The 20,768-nt window shown below is 41.7% G+C and carries 20 protein-coding genes, 3 tRNA genes and 1 pseudogene; 11 read left to right on the forward strand and 13 right to left on the reverse strand.

All coding sequences use genetic code 11. From position 1 onward, the window contains the following. From J502_RS13845 to J502_RS13855, 3 genes and pseudogenes are all read right to left on the reverse strand, one after another. Positions 1 to 226: pseudogene (locus tag J502_RS13845) on the reverse strand (hypothetical protein); the annotation flags it as partial. A gap of 205 nt (positions 227 to 431) precedes the next feature. Beyond that, a tRNA-Phe gene (locus tag J502_RS13850) sits at positions 432 to 507 on the reverse strand. A 166-nt stretch (positions 508 to 673) separates the two neighbouring features. Further along, entirely contained in the window at positions 674 to 1,051 is a 378-nt protein-coding gene (locus tag J502_RS13855; RefSeq protein ID WP_005024167.1) for an acetyl-CoA sensor PanZ family protein, read from the reverse strand. Between the two features lie 104 nt (positions 1,052 to 1,155). Between J502_RS13855 and hisB the strand changes: the two genes are divergently transcribed. The 6 genes from hisB to J502_RS13885 all read left to right on the forward strand — a co-directional run bounded on the left by hisB (position 1,156) and on the right by J502_RS13885 (position 6,126). Further along, entirely contained in the window at positions 1,156 to 1,749 is a 594-nt protein-coding gene (hisB, locus tag J502_RS13860; protein ID WP_005024164.1) for an imidazoleglycerol-phosphate dehydratase HisB, read from the forward strand. Beyond that, positions 1,749 to 2,366, forward strand: a complete 618-nt coding sequence (hisH, locus tag J502_RS13865; protein WP_005024162.1) for an imidazole glycerol phosphate synthase subunit HisH — start codon at positions 1,749 to 1,751, stop codon at positions 2,364 to 2,366. Before hisB ends, hisH begins: the two co-directional genes overlap by 1 nt. A gap of 168 nt (positions 2,367 to 2,534) precedes the next feature. Continuing rightward, positions 2,535 to 3,068, forward strand: coding sequence for a DUF805 domain-containing protein (locus J502_RS13870; protein WP_005024160.1), 534 nt, complete (start codon positions 2,535 to 2,537; stop codon positions 3,066 to 3,068). Between the two features lie 73 nt (positions 3,069 to 3,141). Beyond that, positions 3,142 to 3,798 (forward strand): 3'-5' exonuclease, encoded by a 657-nt coding sequence (locus J502_RS13875; RefSeq protein WP_005404633.1) that lies wholly within the window; start codon positions 3,142 to 3,144, stop codon positions 3,796 to 3,798. A 422-nt stretch (positions 3,799 to 4,220) separates the two neighbouring features. Continuing rightward, positions 4,221 to 4,961, forward strand: coding sequence for a 1-(5-phosphoribosyl)-5-[(5-phosphoribosylamino)methylideneamino]imidazole-4-carboxamide isomerase (gene hisA, locus J502_RS13880; RefSeq protein ID WP_005017957.1), 741 nt, complete (start codon positions 4,221 to 4,223; stop codon positions 4,959 to 4,961). Between the two features lie 217 nt (positions 4,962 to 5,178). Continuing rightward, a complete protein-coding gene (locus tag J502_RS13885; RefSeq protein WP_017400562.1) occupies positions 5,179 to 6,126 on the forward strand; it encodes a DMT family transporter in 948 nt (315 codons plus the stop codon). 29 nt (positions 6,127 to 6,155) lie between these two features. On the opposite strand, the gene J502_RS13890 is transcribed toward J502_RS13885, so the two are convergent. The 3 genes from J502_RS13890 to J502_RS13900 are packed head-to-tail and all read right to left on the reverse strand — an operon-like array spanning position 6,156 to position 8,159. Next, positions 6,156 to 6,551, reverse strand: a complete 396-nt coding sequence (locus J502_RS13890; protein WP_005404635.1) for a DUF4870 family protein — start codon at positions 6,549 to 6,551, stop codon at positions 6,156 to 6,158. 31 nt (positions 6,552 to 6,582) lie between these two features. Beyond that, entirely contained in the window at positions 6,583 to 7,200 is a 618-nt protein-coding gene (locus tag J502_RS13895) for a DUF1294 domain-containing protein (protein ID WP_017400563.1), read from the reverse strand. Between the two features lie 8 nt (positions 7,201 to 7,208). Continuing rightward, positions 7,209 to 8,159, reverse strand: coding sequence for a homoserine kinase (locus tag J502_RS13900; RefSeq protein ID WP_005405260.1), 951 nt, complete (start codon positions 8,157 to 8,159; stop codon positions 7,209 to 7,211). Between the two features lie 112 nt (positions 8,160 to 8,271). Between J502_RS13900 and hisF the strand changes: the two genes are divergently transcribed. Next, on the forward strand, positions 8,272 to 9,030 hold the full coding sequence (gene hisF / locus J502_RS13905) for an imidazole glycerol phosphate synthase subunit HisF (protein WP_004659983.1): 759 nt from the start codon (positions 8,272 to 8,274) through the stop codon (positions 9,028 to 9,030). A 323-nt stretch (positions 9,031 to 9,353) separates the two neighbouring features. Here hisF and J502_RS13910 read toward each other — a convergent pair whose 3' ends face one another. Continuing rightward, the gene (locus J502_RS13910; RefSeq protein WP_004797727.1) at positions 9,354 to 9,998 is read right to left on the reverse strand and encodes a sterol desaturase family protein; all 645 of its coding nucleotides are present in this window, start codon (positions 9,996 to 9,998) and stop codon (positions 9,354 to 9,356) included. Positions 9,999 to 10,112: 114 nt separating this feature from the next. Here J502_RS13910 and J502_RS13915 point away from each other — a divergent pair, with 114 nt between their 5' ends. Further along, positions 10,113 to 11,120, forward strand: a complete 1,008-nt coding sequence (locus J502_RS13915) for an AraC family transcriptional regulator (protein ID WP_005404639.1) — start codon at positions 10,113 to 10,115, stop codon at positions 11,118 to 11,120. Positions 11,121 to 11,159: 39 nt separating this feature from the next. On the opposite strand, the gene J502_RS13920 is transcribed toward J502_RS13915, so the two are convergent. The 3 genes from J502_RS13920 to J502_RS13930 all read right to left on the reverse strand — a co-directional run bounded on the left by J502_RS13920 (position 11,160) and on the right by J502_RS13930 (position 14,584). Next, a complete protein-coding gene (locus J502_RS13920) occupies positions 11,160 to 11,402 on the reverse strand; it encodes a hypothetical protein (RefSeq protein WP_005404640.1) in 243 nt (80 codons plus the stop codon). A 70-nt stretch (positions 11,403 to 11,472) separates the two neighbouring features. Continuing rightward, complete coding sequence (locus tag J502_RS13925; RefSeq protein ID WP_034684665.1) at positions 11,473 to 12,546, reverse strand: DNA/RNA non-specific endonuclease; 1,074 nt, start codon at positions 12,544 to 12,546, stop codon at positions 11,473 to 11,475. A 160-nt stretch (positions 12,547 to 12,706) separates the two neighbouring features. Continuing rightward, complete coding sequence (locus tag J502_RS13930; protein WP_005404642.1) at positions 12,707 to 14,584, reverse strand: potassium transporter Kup; 1,878 nt, start codon at positions 14,582 to 14,584, stop codon at positions 12,707 to 12,709. A 120-nt stretch (positions 14,585 to 14,704) separates the two neighbouring features. Here J502_RS13930 and J502_RS13935 point away from each other — a divergent pair. The 3 genes from J502_RS13935 (at position 14,705) to J502_RS13945 (ending at position 16,539) form a co-directional block, all read left to right on the forward strand. Continuing rightward, a tRNA-Ser gene (locus J502_RS13935) sits at positions 14,705 to 14,794 on the forward strand. A gap of 473 nt (positions 14,795 to 15,267) precedes the next feature. Next, positions 15,268 to 16,326, forward strand: a complete 1,059-nt coding sequence (locus J502_RS13940) for a type II asparaginase (RefSeq protein ID WP_080548205.1) — start codon at positions 15,268 to 15,270, stop codon at positions 16,324 to 16,326. 137 nt (positions 16,327 to 16,463) lie between these two features. Next, positions 16,464 to 16,539 (forward strand) — tRNA-Thr (locus J502_RS13945). 27 nt (positions 16,540 to 16,566) lie between these two features. Here the strand turns inward: J502_RS13945 and J502_RS13950 are convergent. The 3 genes from J502_RS13950 to J502_RS13960 form a co-directional block, all read right to left on the reverse strand. Beyond that, the gene (locus J502_RS13950) at positions 16,567 to 17,403 is read right to left on the reverse strand and encodes an SAM-dependent methyltransferase (protein ID WP_005404644.1); all 837 of its coding nucleotides are present in this window, start codon (positions 17,401 to 17,403) and stop codon (positions 16,567 to 16,569) included. Between the two features lie 6 nt (positions 17,404 to 17,409). After that, on the reverse strand, positions 17,410 to 18,708 hold the full coding sequence (locus J502_RS13955; RefSeq protein ID WP_005017923.1) for an FAD-dependent oxidoreductase: 1,299 nt from the start codon (positions 18,706 to 18,708) through the stop codon (positions 17,410 to 17,412). 428 nt (positions 18,709 to 19,136) lie between these two features. Then, positions 19,137 to 20,555 (reverse strand): iron-containing redox enzyme family protein, encoded by a 1,419-nt coding sequence (locus J502_RS13960; RefSeq protein WP_034684670.1) that lies wholly within the window; start codon positions 20,553 to 20,555, stop codon positions 19,137 to 19,139. Positions 20,556 to 20,768 lie beyond the last annotated feature (213 nt).

Consider the following 20,768-nt stretch of genomic DNA (forward strand, 5'->3'; position numbering starts at 1 on the left):
GGGCATTAACAGTGATATTCTGCAAGTCATCCTCAATCTGCATCATCCGATGCTGTAAAGCACGCTGCTCGCTTTTCCTCTCCTGATAGGGAATAAACCCAGTTTCCTGGCGCATCTCAGGCTCAGCCATGACTTTTAATACTGGCAGTTCGACACTTTGTGCAAAAACTGCTGTCGAAGCATTTATGCTAAAAACCATCAGAACAATGTATTTAAAGAAGTGCATAACTATGTCACTCCAGAGCTGGTATCAGTTCAATATATGATTCATTTTTTTCATTTTGTATAAGAATTAACCATCAATTCTGTTACGCTCAGTTAAATCAGTATCTGAATATTAATAAAGACCGCTGATTTTGCCCTTTAGCTATATTCATCATTTTTAATCAGCATAAAAAAAGCCCCATACAGTATATGGGGCTTTTCAAATATGGTGGCGTGAGGCAGGATCGAACTGCCGACACACGGATTTTCAATCCGTTGCTCTACCGACTGAGCTATCGCGCCGATGTGGGGCGTATTAAACAATCTAATTAACTGATCGTCAAGTCTTTCCTTTATAAAAATATTTAAAAGATTATTTTTCATGCAAAATCAAAAAGATTGAACAAGCAGTAATAGCGAGACTAATAAACTTAACATCCTCTTAAGCTATATTTGCCTAGTTATATCTTTACAGTTTACCTAGATGTGCCAAGCAACGATGGATAGCCCCACAGCCTGGGTCAAACCTTTTGACTTCTTTTGCCTCTTCATAGCGGCAGACTTCACTGACCAGACGTTCAGCAACTCCACGACCGCGATTTGCCGGATGTACTACGATATATTCCAGAGTCTTACTCTCCCCTTGTCCCGTACACCAGATTGCACCTATAATTTTGGTATTAAACTCTGCTGTATACAACGTTGTATACTGGGCCAGATGCTGTTCAAGTTGCTCGACCGCATCCTGCCCGTCTCCGAATTCGGGACTGGTGTCATACAATCGCTCAAGCTGACTGCGGACTTCTGCATTTTCTAGAGAAGTATGAGCATGTACGGTAATAGGCATTGATTAACCCTCCTGAGCAATCTAATATGCTGTGGCTTTGACCTTGATCAACACAGCGCAAGTTTTCACATCAAACATTTTTGACGTTTTTGAGGAATGTGTCCATGACGCAACGTATCAGTGAAGTGGTAAGAAATACTAACGAAACCAAGATTCGAGTTCGTCTCAACCTTGATGGTACGGGTCAGGGCACCTTAAATACTGGCATTCCCTTTTTAGATCATATGATTGATCAAATCAAGCGTCATGGTCTTTTTGATATTGATATTCATTGTGATGGTGATCTGGAAATTGATGACCACCATACAGTAGAAGATTGTGGTATTACGTTAGGTCAGGCTTTTGCCCAGGCACTGGGTGATAAAAAGGGATTGCGCCGCTATGGACACTTTTATGCGCCACTGGATGAATCACTGTCACGTGTTGTAGTCGATCTCTCTGGCCGTCCGGGTCTGTTTATGGATATTCCATTTACCCGTGCCCGTATTGGCAGTTTTGATGTAGACCTGTTTTCTGAATTCTTCCAGGGCTTTGTCAATCATTCCTTAATGACCTTGCATATCGACAATCTGAAAGGGAAAAATTCACACCACCAGATTGAAAGTGTATTCAAAGCCTTTGCACGTGCCCTGCGTATGGCATGTGAAGTCGATCCACGTGCAGAAAATACTGTGGCCTCAACTAAAGGTAGCCTGTAATGACCCGTATTGCTTTACTTGACTATGGCATGGGCAATCTGCACTCAGCCGCGAAAGCACTAGAGTATGTGGGTGCTACTGTTGATGTCACCAATGACCCTAAACTCATTGCTCAGGCAGATAAAATTGTGTTCCCCGGTGTTGGGGCAATGCGTGACTGTATGCAAGGTATGCATGAAGCCGGAATTGATGATGTTGTTAAAAATGCAGTATTCAATAAACCGGTTCTAGCTATATGTGTCGGCATGCAGGCATTAATGCAATATTCTGAGGAAAATGGTGGCGCCGATGCCTTGGGTATTTTCGCAGGCGCAGTGAAGCGTTTTCCTGAGATTGAAGGTTTAAAAGTTCCCCACATGGGCTGGAACCAAGTTAAGCAGACTGAACCAAGTCATCCAATGTGGAAAAATATTGCTCAGGATAGCCGTTTTTATTTTGTGCATAGTTTTTATGTCGAACCACAGAACCCTGAACTGGTTGCGGCAACCTGCCATTATGGACTGGACTTCTGTACAGCTATCCAAAAAGATAATCTATTCGCCACCCAATTTCATCCAGAAAAAAGCCATACTGCCGGTCTACAGTTACTTAAAAACTTTGTGGACTGGAAGATTTAAACAGGTCTAAAACCTTTTACCATAGCTCATCATCAGGTGGGCCTTTTTATTGTAATTCAGCTTTAAACCTATAGTTTAGAAGTTTTCACTTTTCCTTTTGTTCAAGCTTGTTTATGATGCCTACTGCTTTAAACAAAAACTTAATAAAAACATTAAGGATTATAAAAAATGACTTCCAGTTTCAGTTCAACTACAGATTCACCTTTAAAAGCACATGGCCGTTTTGGACGTCTGTCCTTTTTAGGATGGAACATGCTGATGAGTTTCGGCGTTATCCTGCTTGTTTTCTTAATAGGGCTTTTTGCACCGGGTTTATTTAATACTGCTGAGGGTGCAGAGAACATCTCTATACCTGGTCTGATCATGATGGGGATCTTGTATATTGTCCTGATATACTTTAGCTTTATTTTTACCATTCGGCGTCTGCATGACCGCAATCATACCGGCTGGTTATCACTGCTGATGCTAGTACCGCTGGTGAATCTGTTTTTAATATTATATCTGTTCTTTGCCCGTGGTGATGAAGGCATAAATAACTATGGACCGCCGCGTGCAACCGCAACTTGGGAAAAGGTGCTAGGCTGGTTATATATAGTAATTGTTCCACTCGGAATTTTAACAGCTATTGCTGTTCCAGCTTATCAGGACTATGTACAAAAAGCACAATATAGCCAGCTTGAAATACAGCAACGGGCTGAATAGCAGGCCTATACTCAAGCCATGTATCGGCTGAAGTATTATAAATAGTTGATACTTTTACTCGGGAGCTTTTTTTATGCCTGAAAGCACTGAACTTCCTCTGCTCCCGAATAAAGAAGAAATCAACAAGCTTCCTCTCTTTAAAAATTTAGATGCTTCACATATCTATGTGCTTAGCAGTCTGAAAGACTGTCTACCTCTGCAATATGAATTAGTTACGGCTACTGTAGTGGGTTTTGATTCAGAATCTAAACCGACTTTTAGACGTGGCGAGATTTCAACGGGTCCTCATCTTATCCAACTGGCCACTGCAGAAAAGGTGTTCCTGTTTCAGCTTAACCCAGACATCCTCAATTTTCTCAAGCCAATATTGGCAAATCAGAAACAGGTGAAGGTCGGTTTTGGTTTAAAAAATGATGTCCATCTTTTTCAGAAAAAAGGTATAGAACTGCAAAGTACAGTAGAACTCTCAAAATGCTTTTCTGCATTTGGCTTTAAACAGCCTGTAGGTTTAAAAAATGCTGTGGCCCTGCTATTCCAGCAAAATTTTCCCAAATCTAAAAAAATCAGTATGTCTGACTGGTCTAATATGCGTTTAAGCTCAGCACAAATCGGCTATGCAGCAGCAGATGTTTATGCAGCACTGCTGGTATTTCAGGAACTCAGAAAACGTAGCCTATTGCCTGAGCATACTTTACGGCTGCTTGAACAGGTGAACTGTTTAGACCAGTGATCGCGTCATGGTTATCCTGATTTTCTGTCTTATAAATGATGTGCTTGGTCTTATGTAAAGATAACTGCATCTATGAATAGAATTTTAATTGATCAGCAGCCAATCAGATAAGTGATTTGATATTCCCTTTAATTGCGGGACATAGTTACTAGTTCAGACTGGTAATAGCAGCTCAATTACCGCACCTTATCATTTGGATACTTAGCCTGAAGTTAATTGCTGAATTCACTTAATAACATGTTTGTTTTTATATAGAATGCCATACTGAATAATACAAAAACATAACTCTAAGCTGACAATATCTAGCCTAATTTAAGTCAGTCTTATTTTATTGATAGATAAAAATATAGCATTTAGAAAATTCAAGTTTATTGTTAAGATTAGACTAATAAAATTCAACAGGTTAAGCAAGGAGCGAAAGCATGCTGATCATCCCGGCAATTGATCTAAAAGATGGTAAATGTGTCCGTTTAAAACAGGGCCGTATGGAAGACGATACGGTGTTTTCTGATGATCCGGTAGCAACTGCACAGCATTGGGTCAATGAAGGGGCACGTCGTTTGCATCTGGTCGATCTGAACGGTGCTTTTGCAGGTACACCCATTCATAAACCTGTAGTTGAAGCTATTGTACGGGCACAACCAGAACTGCCTGTGCAGATTGGTGGCGGAATCCGCTCTCTGGAAACGATTGAACATTATCTTGAAGCCGGGGTGTCTTTCGTTATTATTGGAACTAAAGCAGTTCAAAATCCTGAATTTGTTGAAGAAGCCTGTAAAAAATTTGCTGGACGCATTATTGTGGGTATCGATGCCAAAGATGGTATGGTCGCTACTGATGGCTGGGCTAACGTTACTGATGTTAAAGCGACAGAACTAGCCAAACGATTTGCAGATGCGGGTGTATCCAGTATTGTATATACTGATATTGCACGTGACGGGATGATGCAAGGTGTAAATATTGAGCAGACTGTAGCCTTGGCCCAGTACTCGGGGTTACCTGTTATTGCTTCTGGTGGCGTAACCAATATGGAAGATATCCGTATGCTGAAAGACCAGCCAGGCATCTTGGGTGCAATCACCGGTCGTGCAATCTATGAAGGTACGCTCAGCCTGCGTGAAGCACAATTGCTTCTTGACGAGCAATCGCCTGTAGTGCTGTAAATATATAGCCAGATTTAAAGAGGCTATCTGGCCTCTTTTTTATATTAACTGAAACCTCTTTTTATAGTGTATTGCCGCTTTATAAATGAGCAGCAAGTAAAACAAAGTAAAAATATAATAACTGCTTATGAATAGGGTTTAACTGAAAACTAGCAAAGGTTGTATCTAGTGCAAGCTTATCGCAATATAGGCGGGCCTTAAAACCAAGCCAGATGTAATGAATACTGCAAATTTATCCAAACTCGCTTCCTCTTCGCTGCTGCCACAATTTGCCCTGATTCTGATAACAGTGATCTGGGGTGGAACTTTCCTGACAGTCCAGTTTGCTCTGAATTATAGTTCACCAATGTTTTTTGTAGGCTGCCGGTTTGCAGCCGCAGCTCTGGCGGTGCTGCTGCTATCCTGGAGAATTATGCGTGGCCTCAATCTGCGAGAGTTGTTAGCAGGCTTCCTAATTGGCTGCACCATTGCGATTGGATATGGTACGCAGACTATTGGTTTACAGACTATTAGTAGCAGTGAGTCAGCATTTCTTACGGCAGTCTATGTTCCGCTTGTTCCATTTTTACTCTGGATTATTTTTCGCAAAACACCACATATCATGACCTGGATAGGTGTCATTCTGGCCTTTAGCGGATTGGTACTCTTGACTGGCAATGGTTTTACACAGATCTCTTTTAGTTTTGGACAGGCGCTCACATTATTTGGTGCTATCGCCATTGCACTGGAAATTATCCTGATCGGCTATTTTGCAGGAAAGGTAGATTTGCGGCGGGTAACAGTTATTCAGCTGGTTTTTACTTCGGTGTTAAGTTTTATGAGCATGCCATTTCTGGGAGAGCACAGTATTCCGGTGTTTTCCTGGCAGCTTGCAGTAGCAGCTTTTGGTTTAGGAATAAGCAGTGCGATTATCCAACTGGTCATGAACTGGGCACAGCGTTATGTAGAGTCATCCCGTGCGGCAATTATCTATGCAGGAGAACCCATCTGGGCCAGCCTGTTTGGCCGGCTGGCAGGTGAGCGTCTGGCGCCATTAGCTTTACTAGGGGGTGCTCTGGTCGTTCTGAGTATTATCATAAGTGAATGGCGACCTAAATTTTTAGGTTCAAAAGATATAGAGCCTGTTACTGAAGATTTAAATACTTTAAATAATAAAAAAGCCTGATGTTTCAGGCTATTGAAATTAATTTAAAATCATTCATACATGGCTTTATTTTCATTTAAACGCAATAAACCTTTAATAGCACGGTATACAATCCATAGCCATGCCAACCCGATTACTCCTACACAAAAACCTGAGGCAAGTAGCAGAACTGAGGCAAAAGCATCGGCATTATTATCTGTAAACAGCAAAAAGATAAAAGGAATAAAAGCCACAATATTCCAAATCAGATACCACCAGAATGTCCGGATCTGCCAAGTAAAATGACTTTCATAGATACCGCCGCGCATCTGGTCCTGTTTAACATAATTGATCACCAGCGCCACTACAGCCAGCAAACCAGCTGTGAAAATCGCCAGAATATAAAGAATATACAGACTGAAAGTCAGACTGCGTCTTGAGTCATTCATGACAGTACCAGAATTCATTTATTTTTCCTTTTTTAAGTATGAATTTGAATCAATAGGGATTCAAAGGAGAAATCAGCCATAAAACCAACAGGATATTTAGAACTATAGTAATCCAATATATTTTTCGAAAAGGTTGTTTTTGTGTTTTATGTCGCAGTTTCTGTTGGGCTAACCAGGCAGCAGGCCACCCTCCCAGAAAGGATAATATATGTAGAGTCTGCTCAGATATACGGCGCCGTCCGGCCTGTGCTGCTTCTCTATCCTGAGCATAAAACCAGTAAGTTGCTACATTCATGAGCATAGTAAATAATAAAAGCAGTCCATTTATAAGACCACTCGCAGTCACTATACCCAACATTATAAAATAGACTGCGATCAGAAGCTGAAAGGGCTGCAAAGCTTTTTTAGATTGTGAACGTGTCTGCTGCCGGGCTGGTTTTTTACGGGCCTGTGCAGCTGTGAGATAGGTCACCTGCTGAGCACGATAGCGGCCCTGTGCATCCAGAATAACCAGATATTCTAGTGCACAACCAATAATTGGCCGGGGTCCAGGTCGGGCAAAATCCTTTATATGTAAAAATACCCGTCCTTTATCAGGCTCATTGGGTTGAATAAATCCATAACCTTTTTCATCAAACCACTCTACCAGTCGCCCCTGATCACGCATCATTTGCCTTACTTCCCGATAAGTGCCAGACGATTTTGTAGCATATTACGCATTTCTAGCGGGTCTTTTTGCAAGATATCCTCTCCACCTCGCTGTTCCTGCGCATTCTTCTGTGCTACTTGCAGACGCATTAACCAGAAACGGCAGGCTGCCATGGCCAGATAAACCGGCAGACAGGCTTTTTCATCTTCTGTCAGCATACGCACAGTCTGATAATTTTCCAGATAGGCTTGTACCCGTGTCTGATCAAGTTTCACCGCCGGATAATCGCTACAGAAATCATTAATCGTAATGGCAATATCAAACAGCAATTCATCATGGTTTAACTCATAAAAGTCCAGAATTCCCTTTAAAGTGTCACCCTCGAATAAGGTATTGTCACGAAACAGATCGGAATGAATGAAGCCAAGCGGGCGCTGCGGGTATTTAGCCTGAAATACTTCAAACTGCTGAAATACACTATCCAGTAAAAGCTGGTCTTGTACATCCATGTCGGGTCTTAGTTCAGCAGCAACCTGACTCCAGTAACTATGATTACGGTAGCTCTGGCGCTCAAAATCAAAATCCTGTAAAGCGACATGCAATTTTGCCTGTGCTCTGGCAACCTCAGCTGTCTGGGCAGTATTGGCCGGTATAGGGTGCTCTCCTACCAGTCGTGGTGCAATCTGGGCAGGCTTTCCGGCAATCTGGCCAATTGCAGCTTCAGCCTGTTTTAAGGGCACCGCAACTGGCAAATGTGCATTGCCCAGATGCTCAAGTACTGGCACCAGTTCACCTGCCTGTGCTGCATTCATCTCTTCAAATACTGTAAGTACAAACTGCGAACCATCCTCGTTCACTAAAAAATAGTTTGTATTCTGAATACCGCCTTGAATTGGAATCAGTTCCTGAACCTTTAGTCCATAAGGTGCTGCGAAGGACTGAACTTCCTTTAAACTCAACGGGGTATAAACCGACATAGAAAACCTGCAAAAAAACATATCGAATTTGATAGAATACCTTCTCCCTCTATCAAGGTGTAGCATCTGCGGAGGTGAGTTTCATAATCGGCTGTTATAATTGGAAAAATTTATGCTCGCAAAACGTATTATCCCTTGCTTGGATGTTGATAATGGCCGAGTTGTTAAAGGCGTTCAATTCCTTGATATTCGTGACGCAGGTGACCCTGTCGAAGTTGCACGTCGTTATAACGAACAAGGCGCCGATGAAATTACCTTCCTTGATATTACTGCAACCCATCATGGGCGGGATACGACTTATCGTACAGTCGAACGTATGGCTGAAAGCGTGTTTGTACCTTTAACTGTTGGTGGTGGTGTCCGTAAAGTTGAAGATATTCGTTTATTACTAAATGCGGGTGCTGATAAAGTCAGTATCAACTCGGCAGCAGTATTTACGCCTGAGTTTGTGCAGGAAGCCTCACAGCGTTTTGGCGCACAATGTATTGTGGTCGCAATTGATGCGAAAAAAACTGGCGAAAACAAGTGGGAAATCTTTACCCACGGTGGTCGTAAGCCAACAGGAATTGATGCGATTGAATGGGCTGTGAAAATGGCTGACTTCGGTGCGGGCGAATTGCTGATTACCAGTATGGATGCCGATGGAACCAAAGCGGGTTATGACATTGCCTTGATGCGTCAGATCAATGATCGTGTCAATATTCCGACCATCGCATCAGGTGGCGTAGGCAATTTACAACATTTGGCTGACGGAATTTTGAAAGGCGGTGCAGATGCGGTACTGGCTGCTTCAATTTTCCATTTTGGTCAACACACCATTCCAGAAGCTAAGCAATATTTGGCTGAGCAAGGGATTGAAATGCGTCTTTAAACGCGAGTATTACTCAAAAAACCAACCTCTCAAAATCATCGTTTGAGAGGTTTTTTATTCACTCAACATTTCCTCAGGCAAAAAAATACCTTGCCTAAGCAAGGTATGGAAACTGCGTTTATACAACGCTAGAGGGTAAACGTGAATTTTGTCATTTTGAAAATTCTGTGCATTTCAAATGCTTGAATCAAAATAGCTATAAAATGAACAAAAATATTGACATTAAAAACAGATTTTATTGACAATTCACGACATGGACGACTGAAGTATTGTCGTGATTCGTCAAAATTTTGGTGCTTTATTGTCACACTTCGCATTTTTCACTAAGCAACTGATTCTTGTTGCTCCGCATCGGCTACAGGTGGTGTCACTAACTTTGGTTTTTGCTCAACCCACTTCGCAGGGAAAACCGATTCAATCGCTTGAGTCAGCGCTTTGGAAAGTGGCGCAGGTAGAGGTAAACCGAGTGGATTGGCTTCTTTTAAATCAGCAGATGAAACCACGCGTGTGCCCATGACATAATCAAACCATGGACGGGTCACACACCAATTCGCATCTTGATTTGAGTTCATGTGATGATCATAATGCCAGGGAATACGTTTTTTTGCCCATTCTGGCTCTAAATGAGAACGGCGATGCACATAATAATAATTACCTGCACAATACCAGAATGACAGCGCCATCCCTTTGGAGAATGGATAGGCTGCCGCACTCAACACGGTTGCAACCACAGCCAATGACATAATTTCATTACGTGTACGCCAACTGTCTAGACCTTCCACATAACAATCATCAGAAAAGTCTTGTTTACGGACTTCACGATGATGTGCCCAATGCGATTCCATCTGTTTTGGCGTTGGACTGAAACGTGGCTTGCCTTTACGGTGTACCCCATGCAATAGATATTTATGAGCAAACCATTCATATGCATTTACAACTGCCAAACCTGCAACAAAACCCTTCAACATGGTTTTCTCCAAATGTTTCCTTATTTTTTTAAAGATATAAATTTTTGTAGGCGAAGTATTGACGATACGATATATTTATATTGACAAAACACGACAGAATAAGGAGTAGACAGGATGTCCCAACTCAAGAACTATACAGGCTCTGTTTATGGCGGATTAGGGCATTTATTAAAGGCTTATTGCGAAACAAAAAATATTGAAATTCCTGAGCAATTACAACAAGTCCAAAATCTTGAACGTTTTGATTACGTCATTTGGCGTGACTTACTTGAAGATCTTAATCGTTTAAATCCCAAGACAGGTTTAGGCTTAGAAATTGCAGAGCACGTACAACCTAAACATTTAGGAATTATTGCTTATCTCGCACTGTCATGTGAAAACTTGGGCGAAGCATTGGCGCGTTATCATGATTTTCATCGCTTAATTTATGATGGTAGCCCTCTCGTCGTTGAATTTAACCCACCCTACGCATCAATCCGCTGGGAAGCTCCAGAACCCAACCCAACCCAATTAACAGATGAAATTGCAATTGCGCTGATGGTGCAATTCCATAAGTTATTTCTGTCAGGTGAAGATCTCAATCTACACGAAGTGCATTTTGTGAATACCGCACCGAAAAACATTATGGTTTATGAGCAGTATTTCCGTTGTAAAGTCCGTTTTGATCAGCCTAAAACTCAGCTACTTCTACCTGTTACCGAAGCCTTTAAGCCACTTCGAACAGGCGATCACACTTTACAGCAATTGTTGCTACAACAAGCTCAAGCTTTATTGGATAAGCTTCCCAATTCCACTCAACTCGATCAACGTCTGCAGCACGCCATTTTGACAGGCCTGCAAAAGAACCAATACCAGATCGACTTTATTGCGAAGAAACTGGGGGTTTCGGTTCGGCAGTTACAACGCCACCTGCAACAGCAAAATGCCACTTTTCAGGAACGGGTACAGGAAGTTCGCTTTATGCTGGCAACTGAATATCTAAAAGACCCACACCTGAGTTTACAGGAGATTGCCCTGCTGCTTTGCTATTCAGAACAAAGCGCTTTTCAGCGCGCATTTAAGCTTTGGACTGGTTTAACCCCACAACAGTGGCGGAAGAACAATACCATTTATAGTTCTTAATCAAGTTGATAAGGAAACGATGGTTTCTTAAAGCATTTTTTATAGAAATGGATTTTCGATTTCCTGTTCAGGTTGGCGCTGAATTTTTTCAGGGAGATTTTCCTGTTCCAGGGCTGCCACCAGCTCATTAATAAAGGCTTGCAACTTCTTGGCAGCCTGTAAACCGACCTGATCTTTGGTTATTTGCAGATTGCCATATAGGCTCACACAATCGACCTGATTTTCCAGCGTTAGGTCATAGATTGCGGAAGACTCATTTCCATTCACAAAAGGCTTAAACATCTCGTTCCCCATTATTATTCTCTTTTCATCACACTGAGCTAAACATAGATGATTTGCAAGATGCTCTACATTATCTCAACAATTGTAAAAAATACTGCACCAGCATATCCACCAACTGCTTGATCAGCGCCTGCTTGGTTTCCTCATCAATCTGTGGCAACTTACTTTCAGCAGTCTGGGGCTGTCCTGAAGCAAACTGCTTTTGTTGAGCCTGTATGCTGGCGGTATCGGCTTCTTCCGCACATTGGCTTTCCGCATCCCAACGCATATATTTAATGTCTTGATTGGCCTTAACCTGAGCTGCGGTCAACGGTAATTGATAGATGTTACGCTTCTGCTGCTCGGTCAGTTGCGGGAATAAATTAATGCCTAGCTTTTCTTCCAGATAACAGATACTGACCACTTTTACCTGCTGGGAATCATTATTGGGCGCATAGTAGGCACCACTAATGCCCTGCTTGGGCAGATAGACCGCCTTATACACGGCAGTTGGCACAATCACGCCCTGCCCAATGGTTTTGAGTCGTTTTCCCTCAAACACAGGCCCTGTAACAACATAAGCATCCCTATGCTGTTTGGTTACAATCGCACGCACGGCTTCCTCCAGCTTACGCCAGAGTTCCTGATTATTTTTAGGCGATTGCGGTACCATATTAGCTAAAGAGAAACTATCATATTGTGCAGCGGTGTTATTCATATCGCCATTTGGCGCCATGTGCCCACGGTCATAGCCTGAACCACGGTAGTCTGTCAGCAATGCACGATGCGCCTGTTGCACCCGTGTTTCCTCATGGAAATTGTCTTCACGCTTGATCTTGATGCTTAAACGTTCAGGTGTCAGATACTCGGCCGACCACAATGGGGTTTTGGACCCCCCCGAATACATCACGTTGAAGCCGTTAAAGCACAGTGCATAACTGTCTTTTTTCAGGCTTTCCCTGCTCAGTATCGGTGGCACATCACGGTAGAACTGTTTTAGGCATCCACTATTGCCGCCTGAGGCAGGAAGAAGCTTGGCAATTTTTTCACTGCCAAATGCGATTGCAAAACTTCCCGTTGCAACTAGGGTAAGTAGAATCTTTCCAATATTCTGGCTTAAAAAATTAGCTTGAGTTTTAGCCTTTTTGCTTGGTTTCTTTGCCATAACCACATCAAGATCAACATGAACGCGAAGCTTAACAATTCAGGAGCATGCTGTATATTGCGCTACCGTTTAGAACGACATTTTATGTCGCAAAACTGTTCACTTGATCAGCAGGCAATAAAAAAGGCACTCGAAAGTGCCATTTTTATGTGTATTTTCACTAGATCTCGATCTGGCTACCCAGTTCTACCACACGGTTGGTCGGAATCTGGTAGAAGTCACTCACAGGGCTGGTATTACGCTGCATTGAAATAAATAGCTTCTCACGCCAAGGTGCCATACCGTCTCCAACTGTACTAATAATCCGTTCACGTGAGACAAAGAAACTAATCTGCATCAGGTTATATTCAAGCTCAAGTGCCTCATAGACTGCTTCCAGAGCATGAGGAATATTCATCTCATCCTTAAAACCATAGTACAGCTCAACCCGATAAAAATGTTGATTTAGTACCTCTACATGAAAGCGCTGTTCGTCAGGCATATAAGGTACATCTTGTATCTTGACTGTCAGAATAATATTTTTCTGATGCAAGACCTTATTATGCTTCATGTTATGCAGCATCGCATGTGGAACTACAGTAGGTGTACCGGTCAGGAAAACTGCCTCTCCTTCTACCCAGTTAGCCTGATCACCGATACTCTCGACAAATAGCTCCAGAGGCAAGGTATCCTGCTGTAATTTTACAAAGGTCAGCTCACGCCCCTGTTTCCAGGTAATCAGCAGAAGAAAAGCAACTCCACCGATCAATAATGGCACCCATCCGCCCGAGAATACCTTTAGTGAGGTAGCACTGACCAGTACCAAGTCCAGTATCAGAAATGGAATGATCAGCAGCATCAGCTTTGGCATTTTCCATTTCCAGCTGTAACGGATAAATGCAGCAATCAGCAAAGTGTCACACAGCATGGTTAAAGTTACAGCCAGGCCATAGGCATTAGCAAGGCGCGAGCTGGTCTGGAAAATCAGGATTAAGACAATAATAGAAGCAAGCAGTACCCAATTGAGCAATGGCACATAAATCTGGCCCTGTTCTGAATCCGAGGTATGCTTAACAGTAAGGCGTGGTAAATAACCCAGCTGGATAGCCTGACGCGCCAATGAAAATACGCCTGAAATCACCGCCTGAGAAGCAATTACTGCAGCCATAGTGGCCAGAAAAATCATTGGATACAGCGCCCATTCCGGCACTAGCAGATAAAATGGATTTTCAATAGCACTCGGATTTCTCAATAATAATGCGCCCTGTCCTGCATAATTAAGTACCAGACATGGCAAGACTACAAAAAACCAGGCCAGACGGATGGGTACAGGCCCAAAGTGTCCCATATCGGCATAGAGTGCCTCACCACCTGTCACAGTAAGCACTACCGCTCCCATGATAAAAAAAGTCATGAGCGGATGGCTTACAATAAACTGAAACGCCCAGTGTGGGCTGAACATTCCTAGTACCACAGGTGTCTGAATAATACTGGAAATGCCCAATAAGCCGAGCGAGAAAAACCAGAGCAGGGTTAATGGACCAAAAAATTTGCCAACAAAAGCAGTACCATACTTTTGCATGATAAATAGGGTCGTCACGATGGTAATGGCGATTGGAACAATATACGGATCCAGAGCATCTGTTGCGATAGATAGACCCTCTACGGCAGATAATACTGAAATCGCAGGTGTAATAATGCCATCACCAAAAAATAGTGAAGCCCCAATAAAACCAATAGCAATTAACAGTAATTTTTTGCGGTCACTGAAACGGGTATTACGTAAATTCAATGCAAGAAGCGCCATGATGCCGCCCTCACCATTGTTGTCTGCACGCATTACAATAGCGATATATTTAATGGTAATGACCAGCGTCATTGTCCAGAAGATAATCGACAAAATACCTAATACATTAGCTGTACTGATCCCTAAACCATGAGCTGCATGGAATGATTCCTTAAGTGCATAAAGCGGACTGGTCCCAATATCCCCAAATACCACCCCTAATGCTGCCAAGGTAATCGCAGGCAATGCGGCTTTTTTTGCAGAACTTTGCATATTTTGTCTTCATAACAGATGCCATTTTTGCGCCATATTATCACCGAGTTATTTATTTTTCTTCAAATCAATTGTTTCAACTTGGCAGGCGCGGTTTTTTTAGTTATTATCGCACGCCTTGGTGAGGTGTCCGAGTGGCTGAAGGAGCACGCCTGGAAAGTGTGTATACGTTTACGCGTATCGAGGGTTCGAATCCCTCTCTCACCGCCAAATATCATTCCCATGATGTCTTATGGGATCTTAAAAGACTTAAACCACAATGGTTTAGGTCTTTTTTTGTGTCTAATAATATCTACTTTATCTGTTGCAATCCCGATATAGTCGGGGGTATAACTGGGGGTATAATAATTAATTTATAAATCTAGAACACCTTAAATCAGTCAATAAAAAAATTTCTTATCATTGAGCTCAATGCCAAAAATTTATAAATTAAGAATAAAATAATCTCAAGCTTATCTAGTAATTCTTAAATATCTTTTAAACCTCCTCAAACTTCTTTTAATCTTTTAAAACTGAATTTATATCTCAACGTTCTATTTAAATATCGAAATCCTCATCACTGAATATTTATTAATCTAAAAACAGTATTTTAAATTTATATGACTAAAGTCTGCTGCTTTGTATTAACTTATAAATGGTACAAAAAATGCTTGGAATGTACATAAATCTTAAAAGGAAAAATGATGAAAAAAACACTCTCCGCTCTGACTTTAAGCTTGGGCTTACTCTTACCCTTTTCTGCTTTTGCCAAAAATAATGTTGTGGTTGTAGCGACTGGAGGAACCATTGCCGGTGCTGGTGCCAGCTCAACCAACAGTGCTACCTATACAGCGGCTAAGGTACCCGTTGATGACCTATTAAACGCAGTACCACAAATCCAGAATCTGGCTAATGTTACTGGAGTACAGGCTCTTCAGGTAGCTTCCGAGAGTATTACTGATAAAGAATTACTGACAATTGCCCGTAAAGTTAATGAGCTGGTTAAAAGACCTGATGTTAACGGTGTAGTGATTACGCATGGAACAGATACTCTGGAAGAAACTGCCTACTTTCTAAGCCTGACCGTGCATACTGATAAACCGATTGTAGTGGTAGGTTCTATGCGTCCACCTTCAGCGCTGTCTGCTGATGGGCCTTTAAACCTGTATAGTGCTGTTGCTCTGGCAGCCGCAGACAATGCAAAAAATAAAGGCGTATTCGTGCTCATGAATGATAATATTTTTGCAGCACGTGATGTCAGCAAGACAATTAATATCCATACCGATGCCTTTGCCAGTCAATGGGGACCGTTAGGTACACTGGTTGAAGGGAAACCTTACTGGTTTAGAAGCGTAGCCAAACGATTTAACAATACGTCTGAATTTAATATCGAGAATATTAAGGGCGATGCTCTGCCGCTGGTCCAGATTGTTTACGGTTCTGGCAATATGTTGCCCGATGCCTATACCGCATATGCTCGAGCAGGCGCAAAGGCAATTATTCATGCGGGTACAGGCAATGGCTCGGTAGCCAAAAATATTGTACCTACCCTGACTGAGCTCCAGCAGCGTGGTATACAGATTATTCGTTCATCTCGTGTACCCCAAGGTTTTGTATTAAGAAATGCCGAACAGCCAGATGATAAATATAACTGGGTGGTTGCACATGATTTAAATCCGCAAAAAGCCAAATTGCTGACTGCACTTGCACTCACTCAGACCAGAGATGCTAAAGAAATTCAGCGTATGTTCTGGGAATATTAATTTTTAAATATTAATTAAAGAAGGTATCTTCCGATACCTTCTTGATGACCTGAAAGCATTAAACGTAGACAAAATTCATTTGTTCATTTTTTCGCTTGTGAAAATCAGGTGTTTTTCGGTAGAATCTACGCCACAGTGCCGGCATAGCTCAGTTGGTAGAGCAACTGACTTGTAATCAGTAGGTCCACAGTTCGAATCCGTGTGCCGGCACCATTTCTCTTCTACTTTTCTTTTCTCGATTTATTCAGCTTTTACTGCACTAATCTGTACGTAGCGAATTAATCCATCAGCGTAAAGCTGGGCGCAAAGTTTGGCTGTCATCTGGATTTTATAATAATCTGTATTTTTTATAGTGGATTGTCCAGAGTTACGTAGTTTTGCCACGTATTTGGAAAAGCCCTGCAAAACTTCTGAAGATATATCTTGGATCATTATTTGCTCATAACCATAATTTTCTAGCAGATTTACCATTTCAGTTCGAGTTTTTAAGTCTTTAAGTTTGAGATCAGCTGCTTTGACCAATAACTGGTATTTACTTTTTTGCCAGAGGCTTGCCTGTTGCCAGTCATCTGACAACATCAAATAATGGAGTCCTAGATGACCGTGCTGCTTTAAATGACCAGTTACACTATTCAGAAAATGGCTTAGTGCATGATGGTAAGCAGCATCAATACAAAGAACCACATCAAACTGCTGAGTAAATTGTATTGGTTTTAAGGCAAGAAAAGACTGGTTATAAATCGCTTTTAAAGCTGGCAGATGATATTGACCAATCTTTTTGACACAGTTTTGCTGTAACTCTACAGCTTCTATATATTGAACCTGGTACTGATTTTGCCAATGCAGCAGACTCGCTCCCTGGCCGCAGCCCAGATCTAATACAGCATCCTGAGCCTTAAGCTGTACTGCCTGCGCTAACCTGTCAGCCAGCTGCTGGCAGGCCTGAGGATAATTTTCCTCAGCTTGCCAGTAACCCAGGTTGGTCCAGGCCAACTCTGCCGAGTCACCCAACTGTGCTGCATCAATAGCATATTTATGCTGGGGTAAGTACTGGCAGAGAATCTGGGCCCATTTCATGAGATTTTAATAACCAAGTTGCGGCGCGATCTCCACTTTAGGTTCTAAACCTAAAAATGGCAAAGGTGCATCAAAGATCTTGGCAATATGAATAGCCGAAGTGACAGCAGACTCCAATATCGGCAGACCATCACATGACCATGAACCACAGTAGAATACCTTACGGTTCGGTTGTAAATGCTGTTGCTGGACTTCTTTGTTTAATGCCACAGTTTTGGAATCAACTACTGCCCGAGTCAACGTTACACTAGAAATCACTTTTTTCGGATCAATTTCAGTAACCGGACGCCATGTCTGAAATACCGGAGACTTACCGACCAAACTTGGCTCAACTGCATTAAGCCAGACAGTAAACTGTTGTCGGGTAAAATGACGGTCCATCATATAACTCAGTACACACCAGTCTTTACGGCGCGGCGGCATTACTGAGCTATCTGTATGTATAACCAGTTCTCCCTGTTCAAACTTAAACTGTTTGAGAAGTTCAATATCATCCGCAAATTGTTGCGGGTTCATGAACTCTTCAAGTTTAGTGGTCGGTGTTGCAACTACTACCCGGTCAAAGACCGACTGCTCACCATCCTGTTTTTCCAGCAGAACTTTTTCACCCTGTTCTTCCACCTTACAGATTGGAGAACTACTTTGAATACGAATGCCCTCGATCAATTTATCTACCAAGGCAGGTGTTCCGCCTTGCATACGGATCAGGGCATCTCCATCAGTCAATTGACGCAGAAAAATTAGTAACGGTTTGGCAGGCCAGTCTCCGATTGTTTTCGGATTACAGGTACAGATGGTATAGAGTACCGGCATTACTGCACCATGCCAGAATACTTCTTCAATATCATGCTGGTTAATGAACTCAGCCAGTGTAATGTCCTGATTTTTAGACTTGAAGAACTGATGAATTGCTGTTTTTAGCTGTAGCATACCTTTAACCAGACGCCAGCCATACTGCTTGATGCCCTTGCGGTTATTAATAATAGGAATATTACCAATGCGGGTACGTGAAGTTGTGAGCCAGGTTTCAGTACGATCTTCAAATAGCCAGCTACAGGCCATATAGGTACGTACCGGAAAAGTTTTAATGCCCAGGTAACTGGCCAGACTCAGTGTATTCTTCCATAAATAGGGATTCATAACCCGTAGTGGGGCATCAATCAGTCCCCCCTCAAACTCCAGACTATGACTGTCCATACCTCGGCCCGGGAGTGCCTCGAAAATAGTAATTTCATGTCCTGCATCTTTCAGAATTCTTGCGGTAGCAAGCCCAGCCATGCCACTACCGATTACTGCAATATCCAAAGTTATTATCCGTCAGTTAACCGTTTTCCAGATTATGTACCAACGCTCTCAGAAACGCCGTATTAAAAAATGCCAGAATTCTAAATTGTCTATCTCAAGTATCAGGCAGACTGGAGGGTAAATTCATCTAGCTAAACAATTCCACCCAATAACCATGAAAAATATAACCCTTTAATAAATAAAATTTTTATAAAAAGATTGTGTACTAAAATAGAAGAAATAAGCTTAAAAAATTTCTCTCAGGATTAAAAAAATTAAGTACAAATTTCTGTATATATAATGTTAATTTCAGTATTTACATAAAGGTCAACTGGCTCGATGGTCAGATCTTGCTATAGTTCATTTTCACAAAATAATTCGGGTATAGAATTGCGCTATACCCGATCATGTAAGAACTTTATATCAAGAAAATTCCTGCCTAACTGAACTTAAACAAAAGAAGCTTTCAGAGCTGGAAACAGTGATCGTGTAAACTGATCCGTACTCCATAGCCCTACCGGGGTATGATGCATATGAGGTGCCAGATAAGGAAGTAACATATTCATACGCTTCTGGAAATCAGTTTCAGCCTGATAGGACTTCTTCAAAAAAGTCAGTTCGAAATCGACCATATCTTCTGGACGGTCCTGACTCTGGTTCTTCTGCTCATGCTTTCTTGCCCAACCACGCAAGCTGGTAGTTGAAGTACTTTGTGGACCCTGAATCCAGTCGTAAATCATCTGTTTTTCAGGATAGCTAAATACACCAAACATTTTACCGCGGTCATCATCAATCAATTTCCAGAAACGGCTTTCCTGTACATCTTCCCCCGGCTTGATCCAGTTTTTACGGATCAGGGCATCCAAGAAGGCCACTGTACTCTCATCATCCTGTAACCAGTCATTAATCTGCCGGTTTTCTATACGGCATTTATCACCATGAATAAAACGACCCACTTTGGCTTTCTTGATCAGAATTTTTTCTACATTACTGCGCAGATCAAGATTTTTAACTACCGCAGTGGAACCTATACCTACATCATTCAAGTAATAGCCAATTTTTACACGGCGCAAAAATTCTTCTTTATCTTGATAGCGCTGGGCAACTTTAAGTACACCTTCTAGGGCTTTCTGGGCATGGCCATTATCAAAGTTATCAATCGTGATATGCAGATTAAAATAATGTGAGTCAATACCAAGTTCTTTTAACTCATAATTACTGATGAGTAAATGTAAGGGAAGCTGCTCATATCCCATGTTAAATCCTAACACTTCTGGAATATATTCAGCAGGTGCATAGGCTAAAGCCAGTTGCACCGCAGCCTGGATATAATGTTCATCACTCAAAAGATTTTCAAAATCGTTAAGCTCAAGCTGATCCAGTAATTGCTGATAGAGGCAGACATGGTTGAGTGAAGAAGATCCACCTCCCAGTTCATCCAGGTAAATCGAGATCGCTTCATTGTAAACAGGATTTTGCCAGTATTTGCACAAGCTATAGAGCCAAGAACCATCAACCATTTTGGTCGGGCCAATCTTGACCAGAAATTCTAGAGCTTCACAGACGTTTTTAAAATATTCACGGGCACCATTTTGCCTCCTTCGTTCCAGATAGCTCTGAAAAGACTCACATGCCTGAATATTTTTATTGTTGAGCCATGCCCCTAAATCTTCTAAATTTTGTGGAAACTCCTTTTCTTCAAGTGTAATTGTATCAATAAAACGCTCTAAACAAATTTCGGCGAATTTTTCCTTTTCAGCCGTATCCCGCTCAGGTTCAGAAAAAAATTTTACTGTTTCTTTATGAGATAAGGCCGGGCTTTTCTTCTGGGTCAGCTTTCTCACTGGCTGCGTTGTTGTGGTAACCATATTTCATTATCTCTTTTTTTAATCCACTCCTGTTAGGAAATAGCATTCCCCTCTTCTTTTAAATAAAGTTTGTGTTATCTCTGGTTAAGAACACGTAAAAATAAAGTTGTGTTTTAATAAATTTCTTTTATTTTCAAAAAACTAAAGACTATAAACTCTACTTTTATTTACATTTTAATATTTTGAAACACCTAGAATATTATTGTAGAAGTT

Origin of the sequence: Acinetobacter sp. 1294596 (assembly GCF_000582925.1) — a bacterium.
Taxonomy (GTDB): Bacteria; Pseudomonadota; Gammaproteobacteria; order Pseudomonadales; family Moraxellaceae; genus Acinetobacter; species Acinetobacter radioresistens.

What these genes read in the sequence shown, in the direction of transcription:
- J502_RS13855 (WP_005024167.1), bottom strand. Translation starts at nt 1,051, where the DNA reads ATGCCTATTACCGTACATGCTCATACTTCTCTAGAAAATGCAGAAGTC.
- hisB (WP_005024164.1), top strand. Translation starts at nt 1,156, where the DNA reads ATGACGCAACGTATCAGTGAAGTGGTAAGAAATACTAACGAAACCAAG.
- hisH (WP_005024162.1), top strand. Translation starts at nt 1,749, where the DNA reads ATGACCCGTATTGCTTTACTTGACTATGGCATGGGCAATCTGCACTCA.
- J502_RS13870 (WP_005024160.1), top strand. Translation starts at nt 2,535, where the DNA reads ATGACTTCCAGTTTCAGTTCAACTACAGATTCACCTTTAAAAGCACAT.
- J502_RS13875 (WP_005404633.1), top strand. Translation starts at nt 3,142, where the DNA reads ATGCCTGAAAGCACTGAACTTCCTCTGCTCCCGAATAAAGAAGAAATC.
- hisA (WP_005017957.1), top strand. Translation starts at nt 4,221, where the DNA reads ATGCTGATCATCCCGGCAATTGATCTAAAAGATGGTAAATGTGTCCGT.
- J502_RS13885 (WP_017400562.1), top strand. Translation starts at nt 5,179, where the DNA reads ATGAATACTGCAAATTTATCCAAACTCGCTTCCTCTTCGCTGCTGCCA.
- J502_RS13890 (WP_005404635.1), bottom strand. Translation starts at nt 6,551, where the DNA reads ATGAATTCTGGTACTGTCATGAATGACTCAAGACGCAGTCTGACTTTC.
- J502_RS13895 (WP_017400563.1), bottom strand. Translation starts at nt 7,200, where the DNA reads ATGCGTGATCAGGGGCGACTGGTAGAGTGGTTTGATGAAAAAGGTTAT.
- J502_RS13900 (WP_005405260.1), bottom strand. Translation starts at nt 8,159, where the DNA reads ATGTCGGTTTATACCCCGTTGAGTTTAAAGGAAGTTCAGTCCTTCGCA.
- hisF (WP_004659983.1), top strand. Translation starts at nt 8,272, where the DNA reads ATGCTCGCAAAACGTATTATCCCTTGCTTGGATGTTGATAATGGCCGA.
- J502_RS13910 (WP_004797727.1), bottom strand. Translation starts at nt 9,998, where the DNA reads ATGTTGAAGGGTTTTGTTGCAGGTTTGGCAGTTGTAAATGCATATGAA.
- J502_RS13915 (WP_005404639.1), top strand. Translation starts at nt 10,113, where the DNA reads ATGTCCCAACTCAAGAACTATACAGGCTCTGTTTATGGCGGATTAGGG.
- J502_RS13920 (WP_005404640.1), bottom strand. Translation starts at nt 11,402, where the DNA reads ATGTTTAAGCCTTTTGTGAATGGAAATGAGTCTTCCGCAATCTATGAC.
- J502_RS13925 (WP_034684665.1), bottom strand. Translation starts at nt 12,546, where the DNA reads ATGGCAAAGAAACCAAGCAAAAAGGCTAAAACTCAAGCTAATTTTTTA.
- J502_RS13930 (WP_005404642.1), bottom strand. Translation starts at nt 14,584, where the DNA reads ATGCAAAGTTCTGCAAAAAAAGCCGCATTGCCTGCGATTACCTTGGCA.
- J502_RS13940 (WP_080548205.1), top strand. Translation starts at nt 15,268, where the DNA reads ATGAAAAAAACACTCTCCGCTCTGACTTTAAGCTTGGGCTTACTCTTA.
- J502_RS13950 (WP_005404644.1), bottom strand. Translation starts at nt 17,403, where the DNA reads ATGAAATGGGCCCAGATTCTCTGCCAGTACTTACCCCAGCATAAATAT.
- J502_RS13960 (WP_034684670.1), bottom strand. Translation starts at nt 20,555, where the DNA reads ATGGTTACCACAACAACGCAGCCAGTGAGAAAGCTGACCCAGAAGAAA.